Raw genomic sequence first — 24,722 nt, forward strand, 5'->3', positions numbered from 1 at the left:
CGGTCAAAGCTTGTTTTAACGCCGCATTGATATGGTATTTTGTTTTGGAAAGGCTTGAATTATGAAAAAAACGGCACTTGTAACGGGCGCAAGCTCAGGAATAGGACGTGAAATTGCTATTGAGCTTAACAGGAGAGGATATGATCTGATTATATCCGCAAGACGAGAGGACAGGCTCAGGGAGCTTAAAGAACAGCTGAAAGGCGAAGTTACCGTTATACCCGCCGACCTTTCGGATACAGAGCAGTGCCGCGAGCTTTACCGCAAAGCGTCAGGGCGGAATGTGTCCGTACTGGTAAACAACGCAGGGTTCGGGGATATCGGTCAGTTCAGCAGCACCGACCTTGAAAAAGAACTGAAAATGATAGATGTGAACTGTAAGGCGGTGCATATTCTGACTAAGCTCTTTCTCAGGGATTTTCAAAAACGCAATCGCGGATATATACTGAATGTTGCGTCCTCCGCCGGACTTATGGCAGGAGGCCCTATGATGGCTTCCTATTACGCTACGAAATCCTATGTGGTGAATATGACCTGCGCCGTAAACGAGGAGCTAAGGCGCGCGCGCAGCAGGGTTCAGCTGTCGGCGCTTTGTCCGGGACCTGTGGACACTGAATTCAACGACGTTGCCGGCTGCAGCTTCGGGGTAAAAAGCATAAGCCCCCGAATTTGCGCTGTAAATGCTGTAGACGGTCTTTTTGCAGGAAAAATGATTATTGTGCCTGAAAAGCTGCTGGGGGTAGGAACCGTAGCAGCCAGACTGCTGCCAAAGAGAGCTCTGCTCTTCATAACCGGAAACATTCAGCATAAAAAGATTAAATAAAAGCAGGGAGGCGGCGACAAAAATTCTGATGATTTTTTGTCAAATTTATATAAGAAAACGTTATCAAATTTGTTCAATAAGTCAGTTGAAATATAGAAAAAAATAAAGTACAATATAGATATACTTAATTTAGAAAGGAAGTTTTATATCTATGAAACTCAGAAAGATTTTTGCAGGTATGGCTGCTTCTGCTATAGCTATGACTGCTTTTGCTGTTTCCGCTTCTGCATATAATGCAGGAATTGCTTTCCAGACTGCTGATACTTGGAACTTTCGTAACCCGTATTATGAGAACGGCGAGGAGAGCGGTGTAGCGCAGTTCCCGGCTAAGGCTGTCGGCGTTCAGGGCGGCGGATACGGTCTTGATACCGAAGCTAACTGCACGGACGTATCATTTGAATACGACGGTACTTATACTGTTTCTATCGCTACAAGCGGTACGATCAAAGAAGAGAATCCTGAATATGCTGATAAGGATGATAACGGCTTCTATCTTGACGAAGAGAAGACGCTTACAAGAGCAGGTTCTCCTTGGTCTATGCTGACTGCTTACGCTCCGGCAGAGTCTGAAGAGACTGAGATTACTCAGGATCAGATCGAATGGGTTGGCGCAGATCCTGCTACAACTACAAAGTTCAATACGGTTCTTGTAACGACTGATATTCCTTGTACATACGACGACAACGATCAGCCTCTGGTTAACGATAAGGCAGTAACCGTTAAGGACGTTGTAGTTGATATGTGCGGTACTGAATATACACCTCAGGACGCGGTATGTTTCAAGTCTGATTCAGATTATCTTACGATCGCTATTATCAATGCATACGGCGACAGCACGATTGATGAAACTGCCCTGCCTGCGCAGGACGGCAACATTTCTGTTACTTTCACGATCGAAGGCTTAGCTGAGGCTCCTGCTGAGGAAAGCAGCGCTGCGGATACAACCGAGTCTGAGGCAGCTTCTTCTGCGGATTCCGCTACGACTTCAACATCAGCTTCTACATCGAAGCCGTCTACAACCACTTCTACAGCTAACGGCACTTCCGACAATACCAACCAGCCTACCGGCGCCGCTGCAGGTATCGCTCTTGCAGGTATCGCTCTTGCAGGCGCTGCTATCGTAGTTGCTAAGAAGAAATAATTAATTTCTATAGAATTTTCAAAGAACTCCGGCTTCGGAGTTCTTTTTTTATGTGAAAACTGATGAATTTACAGCGTTCGTCTAAAAAAATCAAATTTAGCTATAGACAAAGCCGGCGATTTATAGTATAATTAATACATAATTTAGTTATTGAGGTTTGTTTTATGAGAGTTATTACCGGAGCTGCCAGAGGAAAGAAGCTGAAAACTCTGGACGGACTGGATGTACGTCCTACTTCCGATATGGTCAAAGAGGCTATTTTTTCGATCATACAGTTTGACTGCCCCGGAGCCAGCGTTTTGGATCTGTTTGCCGGAAGCGGTCAGCTTGGAATAGAAGCGCTGAGCAGGGGGGCGTCGCACTGCGTTTTTATTGATAAAAACAGAAGCGCTGTGGATATAGTGAAGGATAACCTGAATAAATGCGGCTTTGTTCAGTCTGCAAGGGTGCTTAATATGGACAGTCTTGAGTATCTTAAGGTCGCTAAGCCAGGCTTCGATATAGCGCTGCTTGATCCTCCTTACAGAACGGGGCTGCTGGAAAAGGCGCTGCCGGAGCTGGACCAAAAAATGAATCCGGGCGGTCTGGCAGTGTGCGAGCATGAGAAAGAGCTGACGCTTAACGACAGCTACGGAAGATTAACTGTAAGAAAACGCTATAAGTACGGGAAGATCGCTGTGACGGTTTATAAAATACCCGATGAGGAAGATGAGGTATAAATGAGAATTGCTGTTTGTCCCGGAAGCTTTGATCCCGTAACGGTAGGACATCTGGACATAATAAACCGCGCTTCAAAGCTTTTTGATAAGGTAATCGTGCTTGTGTCCTTCAATGCAAGCAAAACTGCGTCAAGCTTTATGATCACAGAGCGGATGCAGATGATAAGATCCGTGACCGGACATCTTGATAACGTTGTGGTGGACTGCAACGAGGGACTGCTTGCCGAGTATCTGAAGCAAACGGGAGCGTGCGCGATCGTCAAGGGTCTGCGGGCGGTATCCGACTTTGAATATGAATTTCAGATGGCTTTGGCAAACAAAAAGCTGTACGCCGACGCGGAAACGGTGTTTCTCACCACCAGCAGCGAAAATATGTATCTTTCGTCAAGCGTGGTAAAGGAAATTGCCAGCCTTGGAGGAGATATAAGCGGATTTGTTCCGCCTGAAATACTTGATTTTATTACCGAGCGTCTTGCCGGGAATATAAGGAATAATGAAAGGAAGTCATAAAATGAACATTGAAGAAATTCTGGATCTGATGGACGGTTTGCTTGATAAGTCCTCGTCTGTACCCTTTTCAAACAAGAAGATGATCGACTGCGAGCAGATGAGAGAGTATATCGACAGTATAAGACTTAATATGCCCGGAGAGATCAAGAGAGCAAAGGATATGACCCGCGACAAAAACAATATTATATCCGAGGCCAATAAAAAATCCGAGGAGATAATAAGAAAGGCTGAGGAGCGCGCCAAGGTTCTGGTTTCCGAGCAGGAAGTAATCAAGCAGGCTACGGATATAGCCAAGGAGCAGCTTAAGCGCGCAAAAGAGCAGGCTGACGAAATCGTTGCTCAGGCCGTTGCGAAGGACAAGGATATTAGAAACGCGCTTGCCGCGAATCTTGATAAGGTTCTTTCTGACGCCGAGGCTGTGCTTAACAAGAGCCTCTCGGATGTTACGTCCACTAAAGCTGCCGTATTGAAAATAGGCTCACCTAAAAATTGATGTGCATATATAAACAAAAGCTGATTCGTTTGATGAATCAGCTTTTGTTTTAGTTTTGCATTTGTATTATGCAGCCTTAAATTCCGGCTAAATTATATCGTTGAGCCTGAGCAGTACATAAACTATACAGCAGACGGCCAGTATAACTGATAAAGAAACAAGAGATTTTACTGACGCTTTCTTCTGCTGCTTCTGTTTTTTGAATTCTTCGATAGCGTCCGGCTCGAATGAATCCCTGGAGGTTTTTCCCCCTATCGACGGGTTAAGCATATCGTCGATTTTTATATTGCGGAATTTTTCTTCCCGTGAAATTTTATTCGCTTCGCCGGAATTATCCGTTTCATAAGGAGAAGCGAGCAGCGACGAATCGTACTTTTTCATGTTTATATCGTCCATCGTCAGCTCTGCCTCGGCGGTGTTTTTCAGGCTGTCGCCGTTATCAAAAACGCGTCTGGTATCAACGTCCTTCATCATCTGGTTTTTGCTGCGGTTAGCCCTGAGCATTTGAATAAGCGCTTCGGTATAAAGATTGTTTTCCTCATCAGGCTCGTCTGTAAGGACTATATCGGTCGAATCGCCTTCAATGTAATCCGAATTGTCGATCAGGCTTGTTCGGTTTTTCTTTATCTTAAGCTTGGGAGCAGTTTTTACTTCCGGCGCAGATTGTTTGTTTACGGCGTCGTTTTCAGCTTCGGGCGGATTCTGAATGTAGGAATCGTCGTCCTCTTCATGAAAGGTTTTAAAGGTTATCGGTTTTCTCAGAAGCTTAGGCTCGTTATATTCCTCGTCGTCTTCATAGTCCGGCCCTGAAAAAGTCCTGAATGAAGATATGTCAGCTTCGTTCTGGGAGCCGAAAGAGTTCTGCTCAGAATGATTATCTTCGTCTGCCGCGTCGGACTCATCGGCTGCGGCTATAATGCTTTCTGCTTTGATCGGAGCGGACGCGACTGAAAATTCATTATTCTCAATATCCGCGTTATTTTCTGATTCAAATGAAACCATCTTTCCGCTGGAAATATCAAAATACTCGTCTCCGTCCTTGAGCGCGATTTTGAGCTTGGGAGGCTTTTCTCCGTCTTTGGGTATATTTGCCTGAGGTATTTCTATATACGGAAATTCCTCGTTGAAATTTATACCCTTTGCTTTCAGTATATCCGTCGCCGTGCGGCATTTCATCGAGCCTCTGACAAGCTCCTTAATAGGAAGCAGTATAATTTCGCAGAAAGTAGTGTAAAACGATTTGTAGACCGTAAGCTGCCGGTCTATCATCTCGGCGGGAAATCTGTCGTCAAAATACTTGGTCCAGTTATCCGATGTGGACGCTATCATTCTGTCAATATATTCCGCAAGCTGTATCCAGAGCTGGGTCTCCTCCATTTCACCGTCGTTTATGACCAGCCACATATAGCATCTGAGGAAGCAGTCGTAGCAGCTTATATCGCGGAGGTTAAGAGCGACGTCGTCGATATTCAGAGCGGCGGTAAACTGACTGTCGGCGTATGCAAAGCATCTGTAGCCGTTGCTGGCAAGCTTTGCATATGCATTTTTTACAGATCCGATATCTCTGGAAAAGGGCGGAAGCGATGAAAAATCAAACGGAGAGACGAACCCGTTTATAGCTCCGGTTTCGTTTAATTTTAATATTTCGGCATATGCGTCGTTGATTTCCGACTGTGAAGCGTTTACCGGAACTCCGAGAATTCTGAACGGATTGCAGGCGAACAGCTCGGTTGCTGTGATTCCAAGTTTGCTGGGCAAAATAATTCCCCCTTAATTGTGAGTAAAATAAAAAAATTATAAAATTGTATATTCTTTTACTTATATTCTATTGTATCAAATTTTGCTTGCGCATATGTCAATATATTGTTAATAATACACAATAAAACTGTGAATTTACTGAATTTCATACAAAAATGAGCGTTTAAATTTTCAGAAAAAAAGTACAAAAATTATTGCAATTTATATTTAAATGCGGTATAATTATAAAGATATAGTATGTGCTTTAGGCACTTTATTGGTATCGTAAAAAATTCAAGGGGGAAGTTTTTATGGCATTATTCGGACATAAAAAACGAACTGAAGAAACTAAAGGTGCTCCTAAAGCGCAGATAAACCCGGACGATATCTGGAATACGCCTGTCAGAAAAAAGCCGGACGGCTCGGAAACCGTTGTTATTAAAGAGAGTAAATATGACGAGCCGTCTGCTGAAACGGTCGGACCGGCGGCTATAGACCCTGAAACTATAAGAAAAAAAATGGAGCAGCTTGAAACGGAGCTGGAGGCTCAGAAAAACAAGCCTGTTAAAACTTATATTGATTACGATGTTGATCCGGTGTTCATTGACGAGGTGCTGAGCGCGCAGGAAGCGTATGAGAAGCGGTATGAGATCGAGCATAAGCGTTATATTGAAACTCATGTTCAGGATATTGCTTCGGCTGACGCTGACGATATAGACAGAAAAGTAAATCAGATGCTTGATGAAACGGCAAAACGCGCTCAGGCAGTAAGGGACAAGAACTACGGGATTGAGCAGGTGGACGGAGAAGAGGTATCAAGGGGGCTTTCTCAGCTTAAAGATCCTAAGGATGTAACCAAGGATAAGAACTTTAAGAATATCGAAGCCGTTCCTGATGAGCTGATGAGCGGAGTAGAGGATTACATACGAAATGAGCTGGACACAAGAGTTTGTGCGGAAGCTGACGACGGAATCGAGGAGATTACCGCTGAGCAGGCGGCGGCTAAAACGCAGGAATTTCTTGAAAAATATAAAGACAGAAAAATCAATAAATAGTTTTATTAGGAGCGATGAAATTGTTAATAAATACAGATAACCCTATTATTAAGTATTCCGGAAAGGGCAAGCCTTTTCAGTATGATAAGCTGTTTTATGCAACGCTTAACGATTATATTCTTGAGTATAAGAACGCTCGGCTGGATAAGCTTACGGATCAGGACGCTTCTATCTGCCTTGCGCGGATAATCAGAAAAATGGAGGTAAACGACGTTCCTGTGCAGGAGTTTTTTCACGAGGAGCTTGAAAAGTGGTCGGCGCTTGACAATTATACAAAGATACTGAATCTGTGCGATCTTATGGCAAGAGATATGTTCTGCTGTTTCGATAAAAACAGGTATGATGAAAACGGCGGTTTTGCTGTTGTAGACAGGATATACTGCGTCAATAACGACGGGGAAAGAGATTATATCTACTGTGAGGACATGGTGAAAAGCAATATCTTTTCCAAAAAGAAGCTGTCGCCTGAATCTGAGTATTTTAAGCAGCTTATGGAATTCAACAAGCAGGGAAAGCTTCCTAAGTCAAAATAGGAAACGATCCTGCTGGTATTATAACATTATGAAACGGAGGTCGTCCATGCTTTTAAAAGTATGGAAAATGTATTATGGTAGTAATTGAAATGGAAAACGGAAAGAAAATAAAAATCGAGCTTTATCCTGATGTTGCTCCTATAACAGCGGCAAATTTTGAAAAGCTTGTTAAAGAAGGCTTTTATGACGGATTGATTTTTCACAGGGTCATCAAAGGCTTCATGATTCAGGGCGGCTGCCCTCAGGGAACGGGAATGGGAGGCCCAAAGGAGCGTATCAAGGGAGAGTTTCTTGCAAACGGCGTTCCCAATAGTCTTAAGCATACAAGAGGCGTTGTTTCAATGGCCCGCTCTCAGGATCCAAATTCCGCCGGCTCCCAGTTTTTCATAATGCATGAGGATGCGCCGCACCTTGACGGACAGTACGCCGCATTCGGAAAGGTTGTCGAGGGAATGGATGCCGTTGACGAAATAGCAAATATCAAAACCGATTTCAGAGATAAGCCTGTTGTTCCTCAGGTCATGAAAAAGGTTACTGTTGAATAAGACGCGCAAGGGCTTTTCGGATTTCGGAAAGCCCTGTTTTTGGCCGTCATATAAATTGTGCAGGTAAGGAACCTCCGGCTTATCTTCTGCGGAGAGGAATTTGTATTTGCTGCGTATGGATTCTTTAGCTAAGTTAAGCTTTCCGGCGGATAAATTATTATTCATAGTTTATTTACTTGTGAAAAGGCTGTGGTTTTTGCATAACCCTCTTGCTTTCTGTCGTAAAATTTGGTATAATCATATGTAAGGTTTATTTTGTTCCGGAAAAGTGTTTTTTGCGGAAGCGTATGATATATTTATTCTGTTCGGAGGTAAAGGTTTATGCCTACTAAGTATGTGTTTGTTACAGGCGGAGTCGTTTCGGGTCTTGGAAAGGGTATTACCGCGGCTTCACTGGGCCGCCTTTTGAAAGCGAGAGGCTACAGCGTTACGATTCAGAAATTCGATCCGTATATTAATGTTGATCCCGGAACAATGTCGCCGTATCAGCACGGCGAGGTTTTCGTTACTGACGACGGAGCTGAAACGGACCTTGACCTCGGTCACTATGAGCGTTTTATTGATGAAAATCTTTCCGTTAATTCAAATGTGACCACGGGCAAAATTTACTGGAACGTTCTTAATAAGGAGAGAAGAGGAGATTATCTGGGAGGAACGGTTCAGGTCGTTCCCCACATCACCAATGAGATAAAGGACAAGCTTTACAGAGTCGGCAAGGAAACGAATACCGACGTTGTTATCACCGAAATAGGCGGAACGGTCGGCGATATAGAGTCGACGCCTTTTCTTGAAGCTATAAGACAGGCGTATATCGAGCTAGGCAGGGATAACGCCATGTTTATCCATGTTTGTCTTATTCCGTATATTTCAGGCTCCAAGGAGCTGAAGTCAAAGCCTACCCAGCACTCCGTAAAGGAGCTGCTTTCAATGGGGATTCAGCCTAACGTTCTTGTGCTGCGTTCGGAAATGGAGATTCCCGAAGATATGAAAAAAAAGATCAGTCTTTTCTGCAACGTGCGTCCCGAGGACGTTATCCAGAATCTTACCGCGCCGTCGCTTTACGAGGTTCCTCTCTGGCTTGAGGCGGAGGGGCTTGCCGACGTCGTATGCCATCATCTTCACCTCGAAAACCGCACTCCGGACCTTGCCGGCTGGAAGGCTATGATAGAGCGGGTTAAGAACTGCGATAAAACGGTTACTATCGGTCTTGTAGGAAAATATGTAGAGCTGGAGGACGCGTATCTGTCCGTTGCCGAGGCGCTGCGTCACGGCGGCTTTGAAAACGGGGCGGAGGTTGATATAAAGTGGCTTCAGTCTGAGGATATAAACAGAGAAACCGCTCCTGATATTTTAAAGGGCGTTGACGGAATAATTGTTCCGGGAGGCTTCGGCGACAGAGGAATAGAAGGTATGATCGAGGCGATAAGGTATGCCAGAGAAAACAAGATTCCTATGTTCGGTATCTGTCTTGGAATGCAGATGTCGGTTATTGAGTTTGCCAGAAACTGCGCGGGACTTGAAGGGGCAAATTCTACCGAGTTCGGAGAAACTTCTTATCCTGTAATTGATATTATGGACGAGCAGAAGGATATTACTGAAAAGGGAGGAACAATGCGCCTTGGGCTGTATCCCTGTAAGCTTGCCGAGGGCTCAAGATGCGCCGGAATTTACAACGAGCCGCTTATTTATGAGCGTCATCGTCACCGCTGGGAATTCAACAACGAATTCAGAAAAATTCTTGCTGACAAAGGTCTTGTTCTTGCCGGTCTGTCTCCCGACGAAAAGCTTGTTGAGATCGTGGAGCTTCCTGCCGACGTTCATCCTTGGTTTGTGGGAGTTCAGTTTCATCCGGAATTTAAATCCCGTCCTAACCATGCTCAGGTTCTGTTCAGAGATTTTATCAGAGCGGCGGTAGAATACAGTGAAAAATAAATAACGCGGGCTGTCCGGCAATTTGCGGGACAGCCGTTTTGGCTTATTCAGCAAAGGAGTGTGCGCGGTTATGAGAGAGCTTGAATATCCCTTTGAAGCGGCTTATATTCTCAAAAAGAAAAGATCGCTTAAAAAGAAGCTGCTTTCGGACGGTACGGCAAGGGTAAAGAAAAAAATAGCTGTTCTGGGAGGTTCGACGACCAGCGATATAGTTTCTGTGCTTGAGCTTTTTCTGCTTGATTCCGGCATAGAAGCCGAATTTTATCAGTCGGAATACGCTCAGTATTGGCAGGACGCGGTATTCGGAAATCCTGTGCTTGACAGCTTTGAGCCTGATTTGATTTTTATTCACACTACATACCGCAATCTTGACGCGGCGCTCAATGTCAGAATGACGCGCCAGGAAGCCGACGCGGTTCTTGAGGAGAGATATTCAAGGCTTGAGCAGATGTGGAGCGCTCTGGACAGAAAATTCCGCTGTCCTATAATTCAGAACAATTTTGAGCTGCCTTTCTTCAGGCTTATGGGAAGCAGGGAGGCATACGATTACCGCGGTACAGTAAACCTTATCACTCGGCTCAATATGAAGCTTTACGATTACGCGGCAGAGCATGAAAGCTTCTATATCAACGACATAAACTGGCTTTCCGCGGCGTACGGGCTGGATAAATGGTTTGACCTCAAATACTGGTATCTGTACAAATACGCCATGAGTCTGGAGGCTGTGCCGGAATATGCGTTTCAGACCGCAAACATAATAAAATCTGTTTTCGGCAGGAATAAAAAGTGTATAGCCGTTGATCTGGACAATACTATGTGGGGCGGAATAGTCGGCGACGACGGAGCTGAAAATCTGGAGATAGGTCAGGAAACAGGAACAGCTCAGGCTTATTATGAGTTTCAGCAGTATATCAAATCCTATAAGGACCTGGGGATCGTGCTTACAGTATGCTCCAAAAACGAGGAGGAAAACGCGCTTGCCGGACTTTCTCACCCTGAAGGGGCTGTTTCCCCTGAGGATTTCACGCTTATAAAGGCAAACTGGCTGCCGAAGGACAGGAATATTTCCGACATAGCGCAGGAACTGAATATTCTTCCCGAAGCTATAGTGTTCTGCGACGATAACCCTGCCGAAAGAGAGATAGTGCGTTCCCAGCTTGCGGGCGCAGCGGTTCCCGAAATCGGCGAGGTAACGGATTATATCAGAATACTCGATCGTTCCGGCTTTTTTGAGGTAACGAGCCTTTCGGAGGACGATCTCAAACGCAATGAAATGTATAAGGCCAATATTGCCAGAGCAAATTCTCTGGCAAGGTTTGAATCCTATGAGGATTATTTGCTCAGTCTTGAAATGACCGCCGAGATACAGCCGTTCAAGCCTGTCTATATCCAGCGGATAACTCAGCTGACAAACAAGAGCAACCAGTTTAATTTTACGACAAAGCGTTATACTCAGACTGAGATCGAGGATATATCCAAAAACGAAAAATATGTAACTCTTTACGGAAAGCTGGCGGACAAATTCGGCGATAACGGGGTAGTATCAGTTATAATCGGTGAAAAAAACGGCGATACGCTGACTATAGAGCTGTGGCTGATGAGCTGCCGCGTACTGAAAAGGGATATGGAGCTAGCAATGCTTGACGCGCTTGCCGCCGCTGCCGCGGAGCAGGGAATTTCAAGGCTTGTGGGAGTTTATATCCCGACGGCAAAAAACAAAATGGTGAAGGATTTTTATCCTGACGTTTTAGGCTTTTCTCCCTTGTGCGCCAATTCTCAGGGCGTTACATCATGGGAGCTTGATATTTCAGGGTATGAAAACAAAAATAAAGTTATAAAGGTAAACTGAAAGGAGTGTTTTTATGAACGCAAAGGAGATTTATGAAAGGCTGGAGTCTGTTTTTCAGGATGTATTCGACGACAGCGGTATCCGCTTGACAGGGTTCACAACTGCCGACGATATCGAGGACTGGGATTCTATAGAGCATATAACTCTTATCAGCGCTGTTGAGGACGAATTTAAAATGCGTTTTTCCATGGGCGAGGTTTCCGGCATGAAAAATGTCGGTGAAATGGTAAATCTGATAATGGAACGGGGAAAATAGTTCCGTATGTTCTGAAATGCGGCGGTTACCGTTATTCTGATCTGTTTTTAAGGCGGAGAGGACGGATATATAGCCGGTAAATTATTCTGGCGGCGCGCTTGACCTATGTGCGCCGTTTTTTGCTGAGGGAGGTTTATAATCCAGCGCCTATGTCCCCTGCTGAAACCCTGAGGAGCTAGAAGCTCTTCGCTGTCAAAAGACAGCGTTTGGCGCAGGCTGCTTCGTCGCAGCCGATGAAAAGCCACGCTCACATCGGGCTTTGCTCCGAATTAAATATTTTTGCTCCGCTATTGCTTTTGACGGGAATATGTTGTATAATTATTTCAGATAAGAAATAAGAAAAGGTGGGGAAATCGCTGTGGACTTTAAGCTTGTGCAGGGAGTGGACGCGGACAATCTTGAAGGCATACATTCCGCATACTGTATCTGCGACAACGGAATTTCCGCTGTTATAAGCGCGGAGCTTATAGGCGGAGCGGTAAAGGGTCTGCTTAAAAGTCTTGAAGAGCCGGTTTTTTTCTTTGTTGAGCTGCCGTGCGGCGAGGATGAGGAAAAGAAGCTCAGAAAAAGCAAGACCGATCCGTTTCATTACAATCTGTATTATCTTGACAACTGTACGCTTCCTGTGGCAGACGCGATCATGAAGCGTTACGGCGATTTACTGATAAACGACGGACTGTGCCGGTTCGGCTTTGGATCGCATAAAAGCGGCGAGGAGATATATTGTATGAGCTATCAGAGTATTTCGGTTTACGGTGAAGCCGCGAAATTTGAGCCGGCGCTTGCAGCCCTCGGAGTAGTAAAGGAAAATGAGATAAAAAATCTTTGGGACAATTTTACCAAGGATACTCCGGGAACCAGCCTTTCGGTCGAAATAAACGGAGAAACGGTATACGATATACCTGTCAATCTTAAGTCCGAAGGAATGTATCTCTCTGATGTTATCGAGTAAAAATAAAATAAAATTAATATAGAATCGAGGAGTATATAAATGAATATTTGGCATGATATTTCGCCCAAGGCGATAAACAAGGATCATTTTACGGCTGTAATTGAGATACCTAAGGGCTCTAAGGTAAAATATGAGCTTGACAAGGAAACCGGTCTGCTCAAAATGGACAGAATACTTTATACCTCGACGCACTATCCGGCGAATTACGGCTTTATTCCAAGGACCTTCGCCGACGACGGAGATCCGCTGGACGTTCTTGTTCTATGCTCTGAAACGCTGGTGCCTATGTCGCTGGTAAAATGCTATCCTATCGGCGTTATATCAATGCTTGACAACGGAGCGGCTGATGAAAAAATAATCTGCATACCTGAAAACGATCCGACATATAATCTTTATAAAGATATTTCAAATCTTCCTAAGCATATTTTTGATGAAATGTCCCATTTCTTCACAGTTTATAAACAGCTTGAGGGTAAGGACACGGTGATAGACGACGTTAAAAATGCTGAAACGGCTGTGGAGATCGTTCAGTACTGCATTGACAATTATATAGAAAAATACTGCAAATAGTTTAAAGTGAATTTATAGCTTTTGCCGCACAGCAGATCGGTTTTATATAATCGGTCTGCTGTGCGGCTTTTTATATGTAAGCCTATATACGGCTGCGGGTGCTGATAAAGTCAAGTAAAATTCACAGAAAATTTATAAATGAGAAAAACGCTTTTCGGGTTGTAATAATTATTTAATTTAACATAATATTTTTGTAACCAATTTGCCGTTTTAGCGGTCAAAAAACGATCAGCTGTACGTTTTTTTGAACTGGTAAAGCGGAATCGAGAATAATTGTGCTTTTTTTCAGAAAAACTGTTGACCGATACTATATGTTGTGCTATAATTAATAATATAAAGGAAACCGGACTGCATAACTCCAAAGGTGAAAAATTGTCCGGAACAGAAAAATCTGTAATTTTACAGATGATTATTCTGGAAATAAAGCGTTCATAAATTACAAATCAGTAACCCTTGTTCGAGTAAATATTACAAAAAAACGCTGTAAATTTGCGCCGTTCGACGGCGTTTGCCTGATATTTTTTGTTTTTTTAATTGAGTTTTGGCGAAATTTACAGTTGCATTTTCTTTATACATAGTGTATAATAAAGTCAAAGCGGTGAAAAGTGCAAAAAAGTGGTGAAAAAGCCCTGAAACGATTTGAGCTTTTCAATGCACTGCGTGTAAGGAGGTGGACATCTTGCTGACAAGTATGCTTAAGGGAACGTATAACCAGTCGATGGACGTTAAGGGAAGAATGACTTTTCCCGCGAAGCTGCGTGAAATAATCGGCGAGAGGTTCATCGTTACAAAGGGTCTTGACGGCTGTCTGTTTGTGTATTCGCTTGAGGATTTTGAGGTCAGAGCCAATAAAATAAAGGCGCTGCCTATGGCTCAGGGAAGAAATCTTCAGAGAAGCTTTATGGCAAACGCCAGCGAGGTCGAGGCGGATAAGCAGGGGAGGATACTGATTCCTCCGGCTCTGCGTGAAATGGCAGGGCTTGAAAAGGACGTCGTTGTCGCCGGAGTTTCGGACAGATGCGAAATCTGGGATAAACAGAAATGGGACGAGCTGAACAGCAGCGTTGACGATGAAATGCTTATGAACGCGTTGGAAGGGCTTGATTTTTAGTGGAGTTTAAGCATATATCGGTGCTGCTTGACGAGTGCCTTGACGGGCTTGCGATAAAGCCTGACGGAGTTTATGTTGACGGCACCGCCGGCGGCGCGGGACATTCCCGGGAGATTGCCAAAAGGCTGGATCCTTCAAAGGGAAGGCTCATTGCGCTTGACAGGGATCCGGAGGCTGTTAAAACAGCTTCGGAGCGGCTTGAAGGACTTCCGGCTCAGGTTGTGCTTGCGAATTATTCCGAAATGGACAGGGTTCTGGACGAGCTTGGAGCTGACGGAGCCGACGGGATACTGCTTGATCTGGGGGTTTCCTCCTATCAGCTGGATAATGCCGAACGCGGCTTTTCCTATCACGGCGACGCTCCGCTTGATATGAGAATGAGCGGCGAGGGCATTTCCGCCAAAGACATCGTAAACGGATTTTCCGCGGAGGAGCTTGGGAGGATAATATTTGAATACGGCGAGGAAAAGTATGCGAGAAGCATTGCCTCGAATATTGTGAAGGCCCGCGGTCGGGCGCCGATAGAAACTACCGGTCAGCTGGCTGAGATAATAAAAAGCTCTGTTCCGCAGAGGGTGCGGCGGGATAAAAATCCCTGTAAAAAGACCTTTCAGGCGATAAGAATAGCGGTAAACGACGAGCTGGGTCATCTGGACAAAGCGCTTGACACAGCGTTTGACTGTCTGAAGCACGGCGGCAGAATGGCGGTAATAACCTTTCATTCTTTGGAGGATCGGCTGGTTAAACAAAGATTTGCTTCGTTCGCGAGGGGATGTATATGTCCTCCGGAGTTCCCGGTTTGCGTATGCGGAAGAACGCCCAGGGGAAAGCTTGTAAACAAAAGGCCTATAGAACCCGGCGAAGAAGAGCTTGCCGCGAACAGGCGTAGCAGAAGCGCGAAGCTGCGTATTATTGAAAAAATATGAATACTGGATGTATTTGAAATATATACCGTATTGACCGTACGGTAAGAGGTGAAGTTGAAAATGGCTAAGATAAATAATCTGGCGTATGATTACAGTACATATGACGAGGAAGAGATACAGGCTCCCCGTAAAATAAAGCACCGTGCAAATCCGGCAAAGAAAAAGGCCGCGGGCGGAATAAAGGCTCTCGGAGCGGCGATTGCCGCTATGGCTCTTTTCTGCTCGATGATATACGGCAGAGTGGAGCTTTCAAGCCTTTATACCCAGCAGTCGGAGCTGGAGGCGGAGCTTGCTCAGCTGACGAATGAGAATATCAGCCTTGAGTCGGAGCTGGCGCAGAAAACCGGTCTTACAAAGGTCGAGGAATATGCCGAAAACGAGCTTGGGCTGCAAAAGCTTGACAAATCACAGATAGAATATGTTGAGATCGAGGGAGATACCGTAGCTGAGGTAGTGGCTCAGGAGGATACGAATATATTTGTAAGGATCAAGCGCTGGTTTTCAGACTTGCTGGAATATATCGGAGCCTAGTCCAATAAAATATTAACATGGAAAGTTAGGGACAGTAAAATGTGCTTAGCTTTCTTGTTCTATTATAATTAATGATGAAATTTGTCAGTTTATTGTGAAAAGAGAGAACGGTAAGGCTGGAAAGCCGGAAAGAGGATTTAAGGAAAGGCAGGCACAGAATGACTGATAAACCCAGCAGAATAATGAAGCGCAGACTGAACCTTTGGATAAATCTTGTGATAATTGCTCTAGTCGGCTATATAATTTTTTGCATATTTAAGGTTTCGGTTACGGAATCAAAGAAATGGCAGGAGCTTGCGAACTCGCAGCAGCTTAAAAGCACAGTGGTGCCCGCGTCCAGAGGAACGATCTACGACGCCAACGATCAGGTGCTTGCTCAGAGCGCTACGGTGTATACAGTGTACTGCGATCCCCAGATGCTCTGGGACGATTACCTTGATAAAAAGGACGAGCGTATCGAGGAGCTTCAGAAGCTTATAGCTGAGGAAAACGACGCTGACAAGCGGGCGGAATATCAAGGAAAGCTTGATAAGGCCAAATCCACTGACGATACCTTTGACGATCTGGTAGAATTTCTTGCGTCTACTCTTGAAGTGGATACCGCCAAGATCAAAGACTACTGCACAGATAAAGGCTCAAGATACGTTATTATAAAAAAGAACGTGGAAAAAACCACTGCCGATAAAATCGAGGACTATCTTTCGGAGGAGGGACTTGACGGTATAAGATGCGATCCTTCTACCAAAAGGTTTTATCCTCAGAACGAGCTGGCTTCAAATGTTATAGGTCATCTCAGCTATGACGGAGACGGAATTTACGGGCTTGAGGCTTACTATGACGATTATCTTTCGGGCGTTGACGGAAGAGTTGTTACCGCGACGGCAAGAAACGGAACTGAGATCCCGTACCGCTATAAGCAGAGCTACGACGCTCAGGACGGAGATTCCCTCAAGCTGAATATCGACGTCAATATCCAGTATCATCTTGAGAAAGCTTTGAAAAAGGCGTACGACGAAAACAAGCCTAACGAGCGTGCCTGCGGTATTATAATGAATCCCAATACCGGCGAGGTCTACGCTATGGCTACCACCTACAGCTACGATCCGAACAATCCCGCGGAAATAACCAGCGCCGAAGCGGCGGAGGAGCTTGAAAAGCTTGACCCGGATTCTCAGGAATACAGCGACCTCCAGCTTAACGCTTGGTCTACTCAATGGAAGAACAAGGCTATTTCCGAGCTTTATTTCCCCGGTTCGGTATTCAAGGTTATAACAGGTTCCTCTGCTCTGGAGGAAAAAGCTATTTCGCTTGAAGATACTTTCTCATGCCATACCAGCATAACGGTTGCCGACAGAAATTTCAACTGCTGGGCAACGTATGACCACGGTTCCCAGAATCTGGCCGCCGCAATGCTTAACTCCTGCAACCCCGCGTTTGTTCAGATAGGACAGCGTCTGGGCGCGGAAGGCTTTTTCAAATATTTCAAGGCGTACGGATTTACCGAGCTTACCGGGATAGACCTTCCCGGAGAGGCAAGCTCAATATATATGCCGCTTTCCAGAATGGGAAGCGTTGAGCTGGCGTCATCTTCTTTCGGACAGACAAATAAGGTAACGCCGATACAGATGATAACAGCGTATTCCGCCTGCATAAACGGCGGATACCTTGTAACTCCACAGATAGTTGATAAAATCGTTGATTCCAACGGAAACGTTGTCAAGGATTTTGAAACCGTAGTAAAGCGTCAGGTTATCTCAGAGGAAACCTCCGCCGCTATGCGCGAGATACTTGAAGGCGTTGTAAACGGACAGCAGGGTTCAAACTGCTATATTCAGGGCTACCGCATAGGAGGAAAATCAGGTACCTCGCAGAAGATCGACGTGGATTCTACAGGAAACACCTATGTCGCTTCCTACTGCGCTTTTGCTCCCGCTGACGATCCTGAGATAATAATGCTCGTCATGGTAGACGATCCGACTGGGGAAAAGTATTACGGTTCTCAGGTCGCGGCGCCTATATGCGTCGAGGTGCTTTCGGAGGTCCTGCCGTATATGGGATTTTTCCCTGAATATACGGAGGAAGAGCTTGAAAAGCTTCAGGTTTCTGTTCCCAACGTAGAATTTTCAACTGTGGAAAGCGCTGTAAAAACTCTTGAGGATCTCGGACTTGAGGTCAAGGTTCAGGGCGACGGAGCCAGCGTTGTAAAGCAGGTTCCTACTGCGGTTTCCGTAGAAAGAGGAAGCTCTGTCGTACTGTATACAGAAGAGGACTATACCGAGGATACGGTAGTTGTACCTAATCTTCAGGGACTTACAAAGGAGCAGGCGAAAAACACGCTTGAAGCTTACGGGCTTAATCTTTCTCCGCAGGGAAGCGCGGCTTATGAGGACGGCGCGCTGGCGACGGACGATCAGGATTATGCCGTAGGAGCAAATGTTCCTATGGGAACCGCGATCAAGGTGACATTTGAGCAAAGTACGGTAGGCTCGCAGTAACTTCCATAAACGCTGTATTTACAGCAAGCCGGGCGCGGAATAGTGACAAATGCTCCTGTTTTGCGATCCGTGATATGATACGGAATAATTAAGAATCTTTATGCCGAATGAATTATCCAAACGGGTTTTGTGCCTTTAAAACCGCCGCTTCTTTGCAGCCGCAAAGCCGCTCAGTACATCGAAAGGAGGTATGCTCCCTGTCCGGAGCATGGTCATAATAATGAAGCTTTACAATCTTATAAACGGGGTAGCGGAAACTGAGCTTCCCGATATGGAAATAACCTGTCTTACCTCTGACAGCAGAACTGAAATGAAAAGCGGAGGAATGTTCGTCTGCATAAAGGGCGCGACGTTTGACGGTCACAGCGCGGCTGAGCAAATGTTAGAAAGAGGAGCCGCCGTTGTAGTTACAGAGAGAGATCTGGGTATTGACAGACAGATAATCGTTGAGGATACAAGAGCGGCTTATCCCATGCTTTGTTCGGCATGGTTCGGTCACCCCGAAAGAAAGCTGAAGCTCGTAGGGGTTACGGGAACGAACGGCAAGACCACAATAACTACCGTTATGAAAAAGATATTGTCGTCGCTGGGCTGTAAGACAGGTCTTATCGGAACCTGCCAGAACGAGATCGGCGACGAGGTATATCCTACTACAAGAACTACTCCCGAGCCTTATGATTTGTTCGAGCTGTTTGATAAAATGGCCGATAGGGGCTGCGAGTACGTTATAATGGAGGCGTCGTCACAGGGACTGGAGCAGAAAAGACTCGGACCCTGCCGTTTTGCCGCGGGGGTATTCACCAATCTTACGCAGGATCATCTTGACGTTCACGGAACTATGGAGAATTATTACCAGGCAAAGAAAATTCTTTTCGGTATTTCAGATAAGGCAATTATAAATATCGACGACGATTACGGAAAAAGATACGCGAGGGAAATAACCTGTCCCTACAAAACTTTTTCCGCCGCTTCAAAGGCGGATTTTTATGCCGAGGATATACTGCTTTCCGCCAGCGGAGTAAAATATGTGTTCTGCGACGGAAAAACAAAGCATAATGTAGATTTTAAAATGCCGGGTCTTTTTAACGTTTCAAACTCGCTGGCGGTTATAGCCTGCTGTGAAACTCTCGGCTTTGATACCCAAAAGGTCATAAAGGCGCTCAATAAAATGCAGGGCGTAAGAGGAAGAGCGGAGGTCGTTCCGACAAGCAGGGATTTTACGGTTATATGCGACTACGCCCACACTCCTGACGCTCTTGCCAACGTGCTTTCTGCTATTAAGGAAAGCGCGGACGGAAAGGTCAAGTGCCTGTTCGGCTGCGGAGGAAACCGTGACGCGACCAAGCGTCCGCTTATGGCTGCCGCGGCTGCCGACAACGCGGATTTTCTTATCGTTACTTCGGATAATCCGAGAAACGAGGATCCCGAGGAAATAATAAACGACGTGCTGAAAGGTCTTGAGGGAAAAAGCACTCCGTACATAAAGATATGCGACAGGCGCGAGGCGATTTACTGGGCTGTAAAAAATGCCGAAAAGAACGATATTATAGTGCTTGCGGGAAAAGGTCATGAGGATTATCAGATACTTGCCGGAGGGGTCAAAATACATTTTGACGAACGGGAAGTAGTTGCCGAAGCGCTTGCACAGTTAGACTGACAGCACAAAAAGATAAGGGGACACGACGGACGCTTAATACCGTACGGAAAATGTCCTGTACTGAAGGAGCAAACAGTTATGGAGAAAATGAGCTTGGCTGAAATTATACAGGCTGTCGACGGAAGCTTCGGCTTTCCTGCTGACGCTATGGTCAGCGCAATCTCAACCGACACAAGAAAAATAACGGAGAATTCTGTTTTTATAGCTCTTAAGGGCGAACGCTTCGACGGTCATGATTTTGCCGCGAAGGCTATGGAGCTGGGAGCGGCGGCGGTAATAACCGAAAGACCGGTGGAGGGAGCAAAGTGCATTATTGTTGACTCCGCCGCCAAGGCTTTGCTTGATCTGGCAAGCTTTTACCGCGGAAAATTCGATATACCTCTGATAGGAGTTACTGGAAGCGTAGGCAAGACCACCACAAAAGATATGATCGCCTGCGTTGTTTCAAGAAGGTACAAAACGCTTAAAACTCAGGGGAATCTGAACAATGAGATCGGACTGCCGCAGACGCTTTTCGGGCTTGACAAAGGCTGTGAGGCGGCGGTTATCGAAATGGGAATGAGCCATGCAGGAGAGATTTCACGCCTTTCAATGTGCGCCTGCCCGACCTGCGCGGTGATAACCAATATAGGCGTTTCTCATATTGAAAACCTGGGAAGCCAGGAGAATATTCTTAAAGCTAAGCTTGAAATACTCGACGGAGCGGACTATGACGCCCCTCTTATTCTTTGTAAAGACGACAAGCTCCTTGCCGCGGCGGAAATACACGGAGAAAGAAGGGTAATATATTACTCGGTCAAAAAGAAGGACTGCGAGGTTTACGCTTCGGATATAGAAACCGGCGGCTCTTCTGTATCGTTTACAGTTAATTACTTCGGCGGAAGTATCGGCGCCGTTATACACTGTCTTGGAGAGCATAACGTTAAAAACGCGCTTGCGGCTTTCTGCGTCGGACTGGAGCTTGGCATCGGACCGGAGGAGATCGTAAAGGGGATCGCGGATTTCAGACCCGAGGGCATGAGACAGAATCTGACCGTTAAAAACGGAGTAAGCTTTATTCTCGATTGCTATAACGCCGCTCCCGATTCGATGAAGGCAAGCCTTTCGGTTTTGTCACAGATAAAGACGAACGGAAAAAGATACGCCGTTCTTGCGGATATGCTGGAGCTTGGGAAAAATTCAAAACAGTATCATAAAACTGTCGGCAAATATGCCGCTGCTTCAAAGGCCGATATGCTTCTGTGCTTCGGCGGTGATTCCTGTTATTACATCGAAGGAGCGGTTCAGTCAGGCTTCCCGGAGGAAAAATGCCTGCACTTTGACGACAGGCAGAAGATCGCCGAATATCTCAGATCAGTTTTAAAAGAGGGGGATACCGTTCTGCTGAAGGGCAGCCGCGGAATGAGGCTTGAAGAGGTCGTAAATGCTCTGGAATAGGCTGCTGATAATTCTGGCGGCTGAAATATTTGCCGGCTTTATGCTGGGAAAAATACTGATACCGTGGTTCAGAAGGCTTAAGACCGGCAGGCTGGAGCTTTATATCGGGGACAGATTCAAAAAGGACGGCTCCGAGCCTAAATTCGGAGGAATAATAATCGCCGCGGTTTCGGGCATGGGGATTTTTCTTGGAATAAGCGCGCTTTCATCAGGTCAGACAGGCGGAGGAGAAGGGAAGCGTCTTGCGGCGGCATACATATATTGTCTGCTGCTTATGACTCTGGGAGCGGCTGAGGATTATGCAAAGGACTGCCGCAAAGCTGTTCTGGGCTTTAAGCTCAGACATAAGATCGCGGCTCAGCTTATGCTCAGCGCCGCATTTCTGCTGGTGCTGTATTTTCAGGGCGATAATACGACGGAGGTTCTGCTTCCGTTCCGGCTCGGGTATATGGAATTCGGCTATCTTTATTATCCTCTTATGGGACTGATGATGACGGGCGCGGTAAACTGCGTTAAGCTTCACGATTGCTTTTCAGGCGATACGTCAAGCGGCTGCGACGGGCTCTGCGCCTCAACCTGTCTTATATTTTCACTGATTATTGCGGTATGCTGCAATATTACCTCAAATGTTCAGGGTCAGCTGTATGCTTACTGCATTGCGGGAGCCTGCGCGGCGGTACTGATCTGGGGACTTTCACCGGCTAAGGTGTATATAGGAGAGTCCGGCTCGCTTTTTCTGGGCGGAGCGGCGGCGTCCGTGATAATAATTTCAGGACTGCATTTTCTGTTTATCCTTGCAGGTATCGGTTTTGCCGCCGACGCCGTATGCTCGGCAATACAGTATTTTGTATATAAAAGGAACAAAAAATTTATTTTCAAAGGAAACAGTCTGCACGCTCATTTCAAGGCAAAGGGCTGGAGCGATTATAAGGTCATTGCCTTTTTCTCGCTTGTTACTCTTGTCGGAGGAGCCGGAGCGGCGGCGTTTTCTGTTTACAGCACGAAATTGTAGAACAAAAGGGAGGTTGTTTTCATGTCTGACAAAAGCACAGCAAGGGACGGAGGCGGCGTAAGGTCTGCCGGACAGCCGGTTGCTCAGGCAAGAAAGAAAATAAACTTCAGATTTATCAGAAGCGAAATAGATAAGCCGTTTTTTATACTTGTTCTGGTGCTTCTTGTTTTCGGCATAATAATGATGTTTTCAGCCAGCTATGCCTGGGGACTTTCCGAGCATAACGACGGCTACCATTATGTAAAAAAACAGATATTTGCGGGAGTTCTGGGACTGGCGGCTATGTTTGCCGTATCGTTTCTGGATTATCATTTTTTTCAGAATACAAAGGTTGCGTATATAATATTTTCAGCCACATGGCTTCTTACTCTTTATACGGCGTTTTTCGGAGTGGAAACGGCGGACGCCCGAAGATGGATCTATATAGGTCCGCTTCAGCTTCAGCCGTCCGAGCTGCTGAAGGTGGGCTTTATTATTATTTTCGCCTACATCATGTCTGTAAATTTCCCTAAGTTCAAGGACTGGAGGTACTGTGTTCTCCCCTTTACGATCATACTGGGAATGGTTGCCGCGGTTCTGGTGCTTCAGAGGCATATGTCCGCGGTTCTGCTGGTGGGAATAATCGGAGTTACCATGATGTTTGTCAGCGGAATGCCTCGAAAGACCTTCTGGATATTTATCGCCTGCGTGGGCGCGGCGGGCATACTGCTCGTACTGTATAAGATATTCGCCACGGGAGATTTCAACTATATTCTTGACCGATTCAAAAGCTGGCAGGATCCGACCTCCGATACAAGCGATACTACTCTCCAGACCTATCAGTCGATTCTGGCGATAGGCTCCGGCGGTCTGTTCGGTCTTGGCTTCGGTGAGTCAAGGCAGAAATATCTTTACCTTCCCGAATCGCAGAACGACTTTGTTTTTTCTGTCGTATGCGAGGAGCTTGGCTTTATCGGCGCTATGGTGGTAATTATTCTGTTTCTGATGTTTATTATCCGCGGTTTTTATATAGGTTCAAGAGCAAAGGATCGTTTCGGAATGCTGCTGGCGGCGGGTATCACCATTCAGATAGGTTCGCAGGCGCTGCTCAACATAGCGGTTGCAAGCAACGCCTTTCCGAATACGGGAATATCGCTTCCGTTTTTCAGCTACGGAGGAACCGCGCTTCTGATACAGCTTGCGGAAATGGGGATACTGCTTAACATTTCACGTCAGGCGCGGACGCCTAAATAGCGTCGGAGAGCCGTAAATACTATAATGAGAGAGGTCTGTTTTTTATGCTGAAAGTGCTGCTTGCAGGCGGAGGAACTGCCGGTCATGTAAATCCTGCTCTGGCTATTGCGGAAATAATAAAGGAGCATTATCCCGACGCGGAATTTTGCTTTGCGGGAAATCCCGAAAAGCTTGAGGCTAAGCTGGTTCCCGAGGCGGGCTACAGCTTTGAGCCGATAAAGGTGGAGGGCTTTCAGAGAAAGCTGAATTTTCAGAATATCAAGCGCAATATAAAGGCTGTATGGTATCTCAGCCGTACCGGAAGCAGGGCAAAGCAGATCATCAGCGATTTCAAGCCCGATCTGGTTATCGGTACAGGAGGGTATGTTTCCGGCCCGGTTGTCAGAAAAGCCGCTCAGATGGGCATAAAAACCGCTATCCATGAGGCGAATGCGTTCGCCGGAGTGACGACAAAGCTTCTGTCCAAAAATGTGGATAGAATAATGCTTACGGTGGAGGATACCAAGAACCTGGATCCGTCGGTCAGGAAAAAGTCGGCGGTAACGGGTCTGCCGGTAAGAAAGGCCTTTAAGCATATTTCAAAGTCCGAAGCAAGGCGCAGACTTGGCTTTGCCGACAATGAGATCGTAATACTTTCAGCGGGAGGAAGTCTTGGTTCAAGGGTGCTCAACGAGAATATAGCAAGGCTTCTTAAATGGTACCAGGACAGCGGAGCAAGGATAAACCATATTCATTCCTACGGAACCTATAGCGGGTATTCCGACTATATTGATAAGCTTGAAGCGGACGGAGTAAAGGTCAGGGATAACCCCAGACTTATCGTCAGGGATTATATAGATATGCCTTTGTGTATGGCGGCTTCAGATCTGGTTATCACACGCTGCGGTGCCAGCACGCTGACAGAGCTTGAATCGGTCGGCAGGGGAGCTATACTTATTCCTTCGCCTACGGTTGCCGAAAATCACCAGTATTATAACGGAATGGTGCTTCAGAAAGCCGGAGCAGGCTTTGTCTATGAGGAAAAGGAGCTTACCGAAACCACCATTATAGATAAGGTGGCTCAGCTTACGGAAAATCCCGAAAAGCTCGAAAGGCTGTCGCAAAACGCCGCCGCTCTGTTCATAAGCGATACTTCTGAGAGGATATATAATACGCTTAAGCCGCTGATAGAAAGCGGCAGGGATAAATAAAACAAAAGGAACAAG

General features: G+C 46.0%; 23 protein-coding genes. 22 read left to right on the forward strand and 1 reads right to left on the reverse strand.

All coding sequences use genetic code 11. The features are described from left to right. The first annotated feature begins 61 nt into the window (after nt 1-61). From EIH25_RS11375 to EIH25_RS11395, 5 genes are all read left to right on the forward strand, one after another. Complete coding sequence (locus EIH25_RS11375) at nt 62-823, forward strand: SDR family oxidoreductase (RefSeq protein ID WP_124101151.1); 762 nt, start codon at nt 62-64, stop codon at nt 821-823. Between the two features lie 151 nt (nt 824-974). Then, nucleotides 975-1,964: an NPXTG-anchored protein gene (locus tag EIH25_RS11380; protein ID WP_124101152.1), complete on the forward strand. Its 990-nt coding sequence runs from the start codon at nt 975-977 to the stop codon at nt 1,962-1,964. Nucleotides 1,965-2,128: 164 nt separating this feature from the next. Further along, nucleotides 2,129-2,683 carry a 16S rRNA (guanine(966)-N(2))-methyltransferase RsmD gene (gene rsmD / locus EIH25_RS11385; protein ID WP_124101153.1) on the forward strand — a complete coding sequence of 185 codons (555 nt, stop codon included), beginning with the start codon at nt 2,129-2,131 and terminating at the stop codon, nt 2,681-2,683. Continuing rightward, complete coding sequence (gene coaD / locus EIH25_RS11390) at nt 2,684-3,193, forward strand: pantetheine-phosphate adenylyltransferase (RefSeq protein WP_124101154.1); 510 nt, start codon at nt 2,684-2,686, stop codon at nt 3,191-3,193. 1 nt (nt 3,194) lies between these two features. Beyond that, on the forward strand, nt 3,195-3,686 hold the full coding sequence (locus EIH25_RS11395) for a hypothetical protein (protein ID WP_124101155.1): 492 nt from the start codon (nt 3,195-3,197) through the stop codon (nt 3,684-3,686). An 87-nt stretch (nt 3,687-3,773) separates the two neighbouring features. On the opposite strand, the gene EIH25_RS11400 is transcribed toward EIH25_RS11395, so the two are convergent. Beyond that, entirely contained in the window at nt 3,774-5,444 is a 1,671-nt protein-coding gene (locus EIH25_RS11400; protein WP_124101156.1) for a hypothetical protein, read from the reverse strand. Between the two features lie 290 nt (nt 5,445-5,734). Between EIH25_RS11400 and EIH25_RS11405 the strand changes: the two genes are divergently transcribed. The 17 genes from EIH25_RS11405 to murG all read left to right on the forward strand — a co-directional run bounded on the left by EIH25_RS11405 (nt 5,735) and on the right by murG (nt 24,707). Further along, entirely contained in the window at nt 5,735-6,478 is a 744-nt protein-coding gene (locus tag EIH25_RS11405; protein WP_124101157.1) for a hypothetical protein, read from the forward strand. A gap of 20 nt (nt 6,479-6,498) precedes the next feature. Beyond that, entirely contained in the window at nt 6,499-7,011 is a 513-nt protein-coding gene (locus tag EIH25_RS11410) for a hypothetical protein (RefSeq protein ID WP_124101158.1), read from the forward strand. A 74-nt stretch (nt 7,012-7,085) separates the two neighbouring features. Continuing rightward, on the forward strand, nt 7,086-7,556 hold the full coding sequence (locus tag EIH25_RS11415) for a peptidylprolyl isomerase (protein WP_124101159.1): 471 nt from the start codon (nt 7,086-7,088) through the stop codon (nt 7,554-7,556). Between the two features lie 321 nt (nt 7,557-7,877). Continuing rightward, nucleotides 7,878-9,488 (forward strand): CTP synthase, encoded by a 1,611-nt coding sequence (locus EIH25_RS11420; RefSeq protein WP_124101160.1) that lies wholly within the window; start codon nt 7,878-7,880, stop codon nt 9,486-9,488. 70 nt (nt 9,489-9,558) lie between these two features. Further along, entirely contained in the window at nt 9,559-11,337 is a 1,779-nt protein-coding gene (locus EIH25_RS11425; RefSeq protein ID WP_124101161.1) for an HAD-IIIC family phosphatase, read from the forward strand. Nucleotides 11,338-11,350: 13 nt separating this feature from the next. Further along, nucleotides 11,351-11,593: an acyl carrier protein gene (locus EIH25_RS11430; RefSeq protein WP_124101162.1), complete on the forward strand. Its 243-nt coding sequence runs from the start codon at nt 11,351-11,353 to the stop codon at nt 11,591-11,593. A 358-nt stretch (nt 11,594-11,951) separates the two neighbouring features. After that, nucleotides 11,952-12,545: a hypothetical protein gene (locus tag EIH25_RS11435; RefSeq protein WP_124101163.1), complete on the forward strand. Its 594-nt coding sequence runs from the start codon at nt 11,952-11,954 to the stop codon at nt 12,543-12,545. A 39-nt stretch (nt 12,546-12,584) separates the two neighbouring features. Beyond that, on the forward strand, nt 12,585-13,115 hold the full coding sequence (locus EIH25_RS11440) for an inorganic diphosphatase (protein WP_124101164.1): 531 nt from the start codon (nt 12,585-12,587) through the stop codon (nt 13,113-13,115). A 679-nt stretch (nt 13,116-13,794) separates the two neighbouring features. Beyond that, on the forward strand, nt 13,795-14,226 hold the full coding sequence (gene mraZ, locus EIH25_RS11445; protein ID WP_243113162.1) for a division/cell wall cluster transcriptional repressor MraZ: 432 nt from the start codon (nt 13,795-13,797) through the stop codon (nt 14,224-14,226). After that, nucleotides 14,226-15,152 (forward strand): 16S rRNA (cytosine(1402)-N(4))-methyltransferase RsmH, encoded by a 927-nt coding sequence (rsmH, locus tag EIH25_RS11450; protein ID WP_124101165.1) that lies wholly within the window; start codon nt 14,226-14,228, stop codon nt 15,150-15,152. The genes mraZ and rsmH overlap by 1 nt, the downstream gene beginning before the upstream one ends. Before the next feature lie 60 nt (nt 15,153-15,212). Next, the gene (locus tag EIH25_RS11455; protein ID WP_124101166.1) at nt 15,213-15,683 is read left to right on the forward strand and encodes a septum formation inhibitor; all 471 of its coding nucleotides are present in this window, start codon (nt 15,213-15,215) and stop codon (nt 15,681-15,683) included. A 158-nt stretch (nt 15,684-15,841) separates the two neighbouring features. Further along, a complete protein-coding gene (locus tag EIH25_RS11460; protein ID WP_124101167.1) occupies nt 15,842-18,178 on the forward strand; it encodes a penicillin-binding transpeptidase domain-containing protein in 2,337 nt (778 codons plus the stop codon). A 220-nt stretch (nt 18,179-18,398) separates the two neighbouring features. Beyond that, entirely contained in the window at nt 18,399-19,835 is a 1,437-nt protein-coding gene (locus EIH25_RS11465) for a UDP-N-acetylmuramoyl-L-alanyl-D-glutamate--2,6-diaminopimelate ligase (RefSeq protein ID WP_124101168.1), read from the forward strand. 78 nt (nt 19,836-19,913) lie between these two features. Continuing rightward, nucleotides 19,914-21,272: a UDP-N-acetylmuramoyl-tripeptide--D-alanyl-D-alanine ligase gene (gene murF / locus EIH25_RS11470; protein WP_124101169.1), complete on the forward strand. Its 1,359-nt coding sequence runs from the start codon at nt 19,914-19,916 to the stop codon at nt 21,270-21,272. Next, nucleotides 21,259-22,284, forward strand: a complete 1,026-nt coding sequence (locus EIH25_RS11475; RefSeq protein ID WP_124101170.1) for a hypothetical protein — start codon at nt 21,259-21,261, stop codon at nt 22,282-22,284. The genes murF and EIH25_RS11475 overlap by 14 nt, the downstream gene beginning before the upstream one ends. Before the next feature lie 21 nt (nt 22,285-22,305). Further along, the gene (locus EIH25_RS11480; protein ID WP_124101171.1) at nt 22,306-23,517 is read left to right on the forward strand and encodes an FtsW/RodA/SpoVE family cell cycle protein; all 1,212 of its coding nucleotides are present in this window, start codon (nt 22,306-22,308) and stop codon (nt 23,515-23,517) included. A gap of 44 nt (nt 23,518-23,561) precedes the next feature. Beyond that, on the forward strand, nt 23,562-24,707 hold the full coding sequence (gene murG, locus EIH25_RS11485) for an undecaprenyldiphospho-muramoylpentapeptide beta-N-acetylglucosaminyltransferase (RefSeq protein ID WP_124101172.1): 1,146 nt from the start codon (nt 23,562-23,564) through the stop codon (nt 24,705-24,707). Nucleotides 24,708-24,722 lie beyond the last annotated feature (15 nt).

Source organism: Ruminococcus sp. Marseille-P6503 (genome assembly GCF_900604945.1).
Taxonomy (GTDB): Bacteria; Bacillota; Clostridia; order Oscillospirales; family Ruminococcaceae; genus FB2012.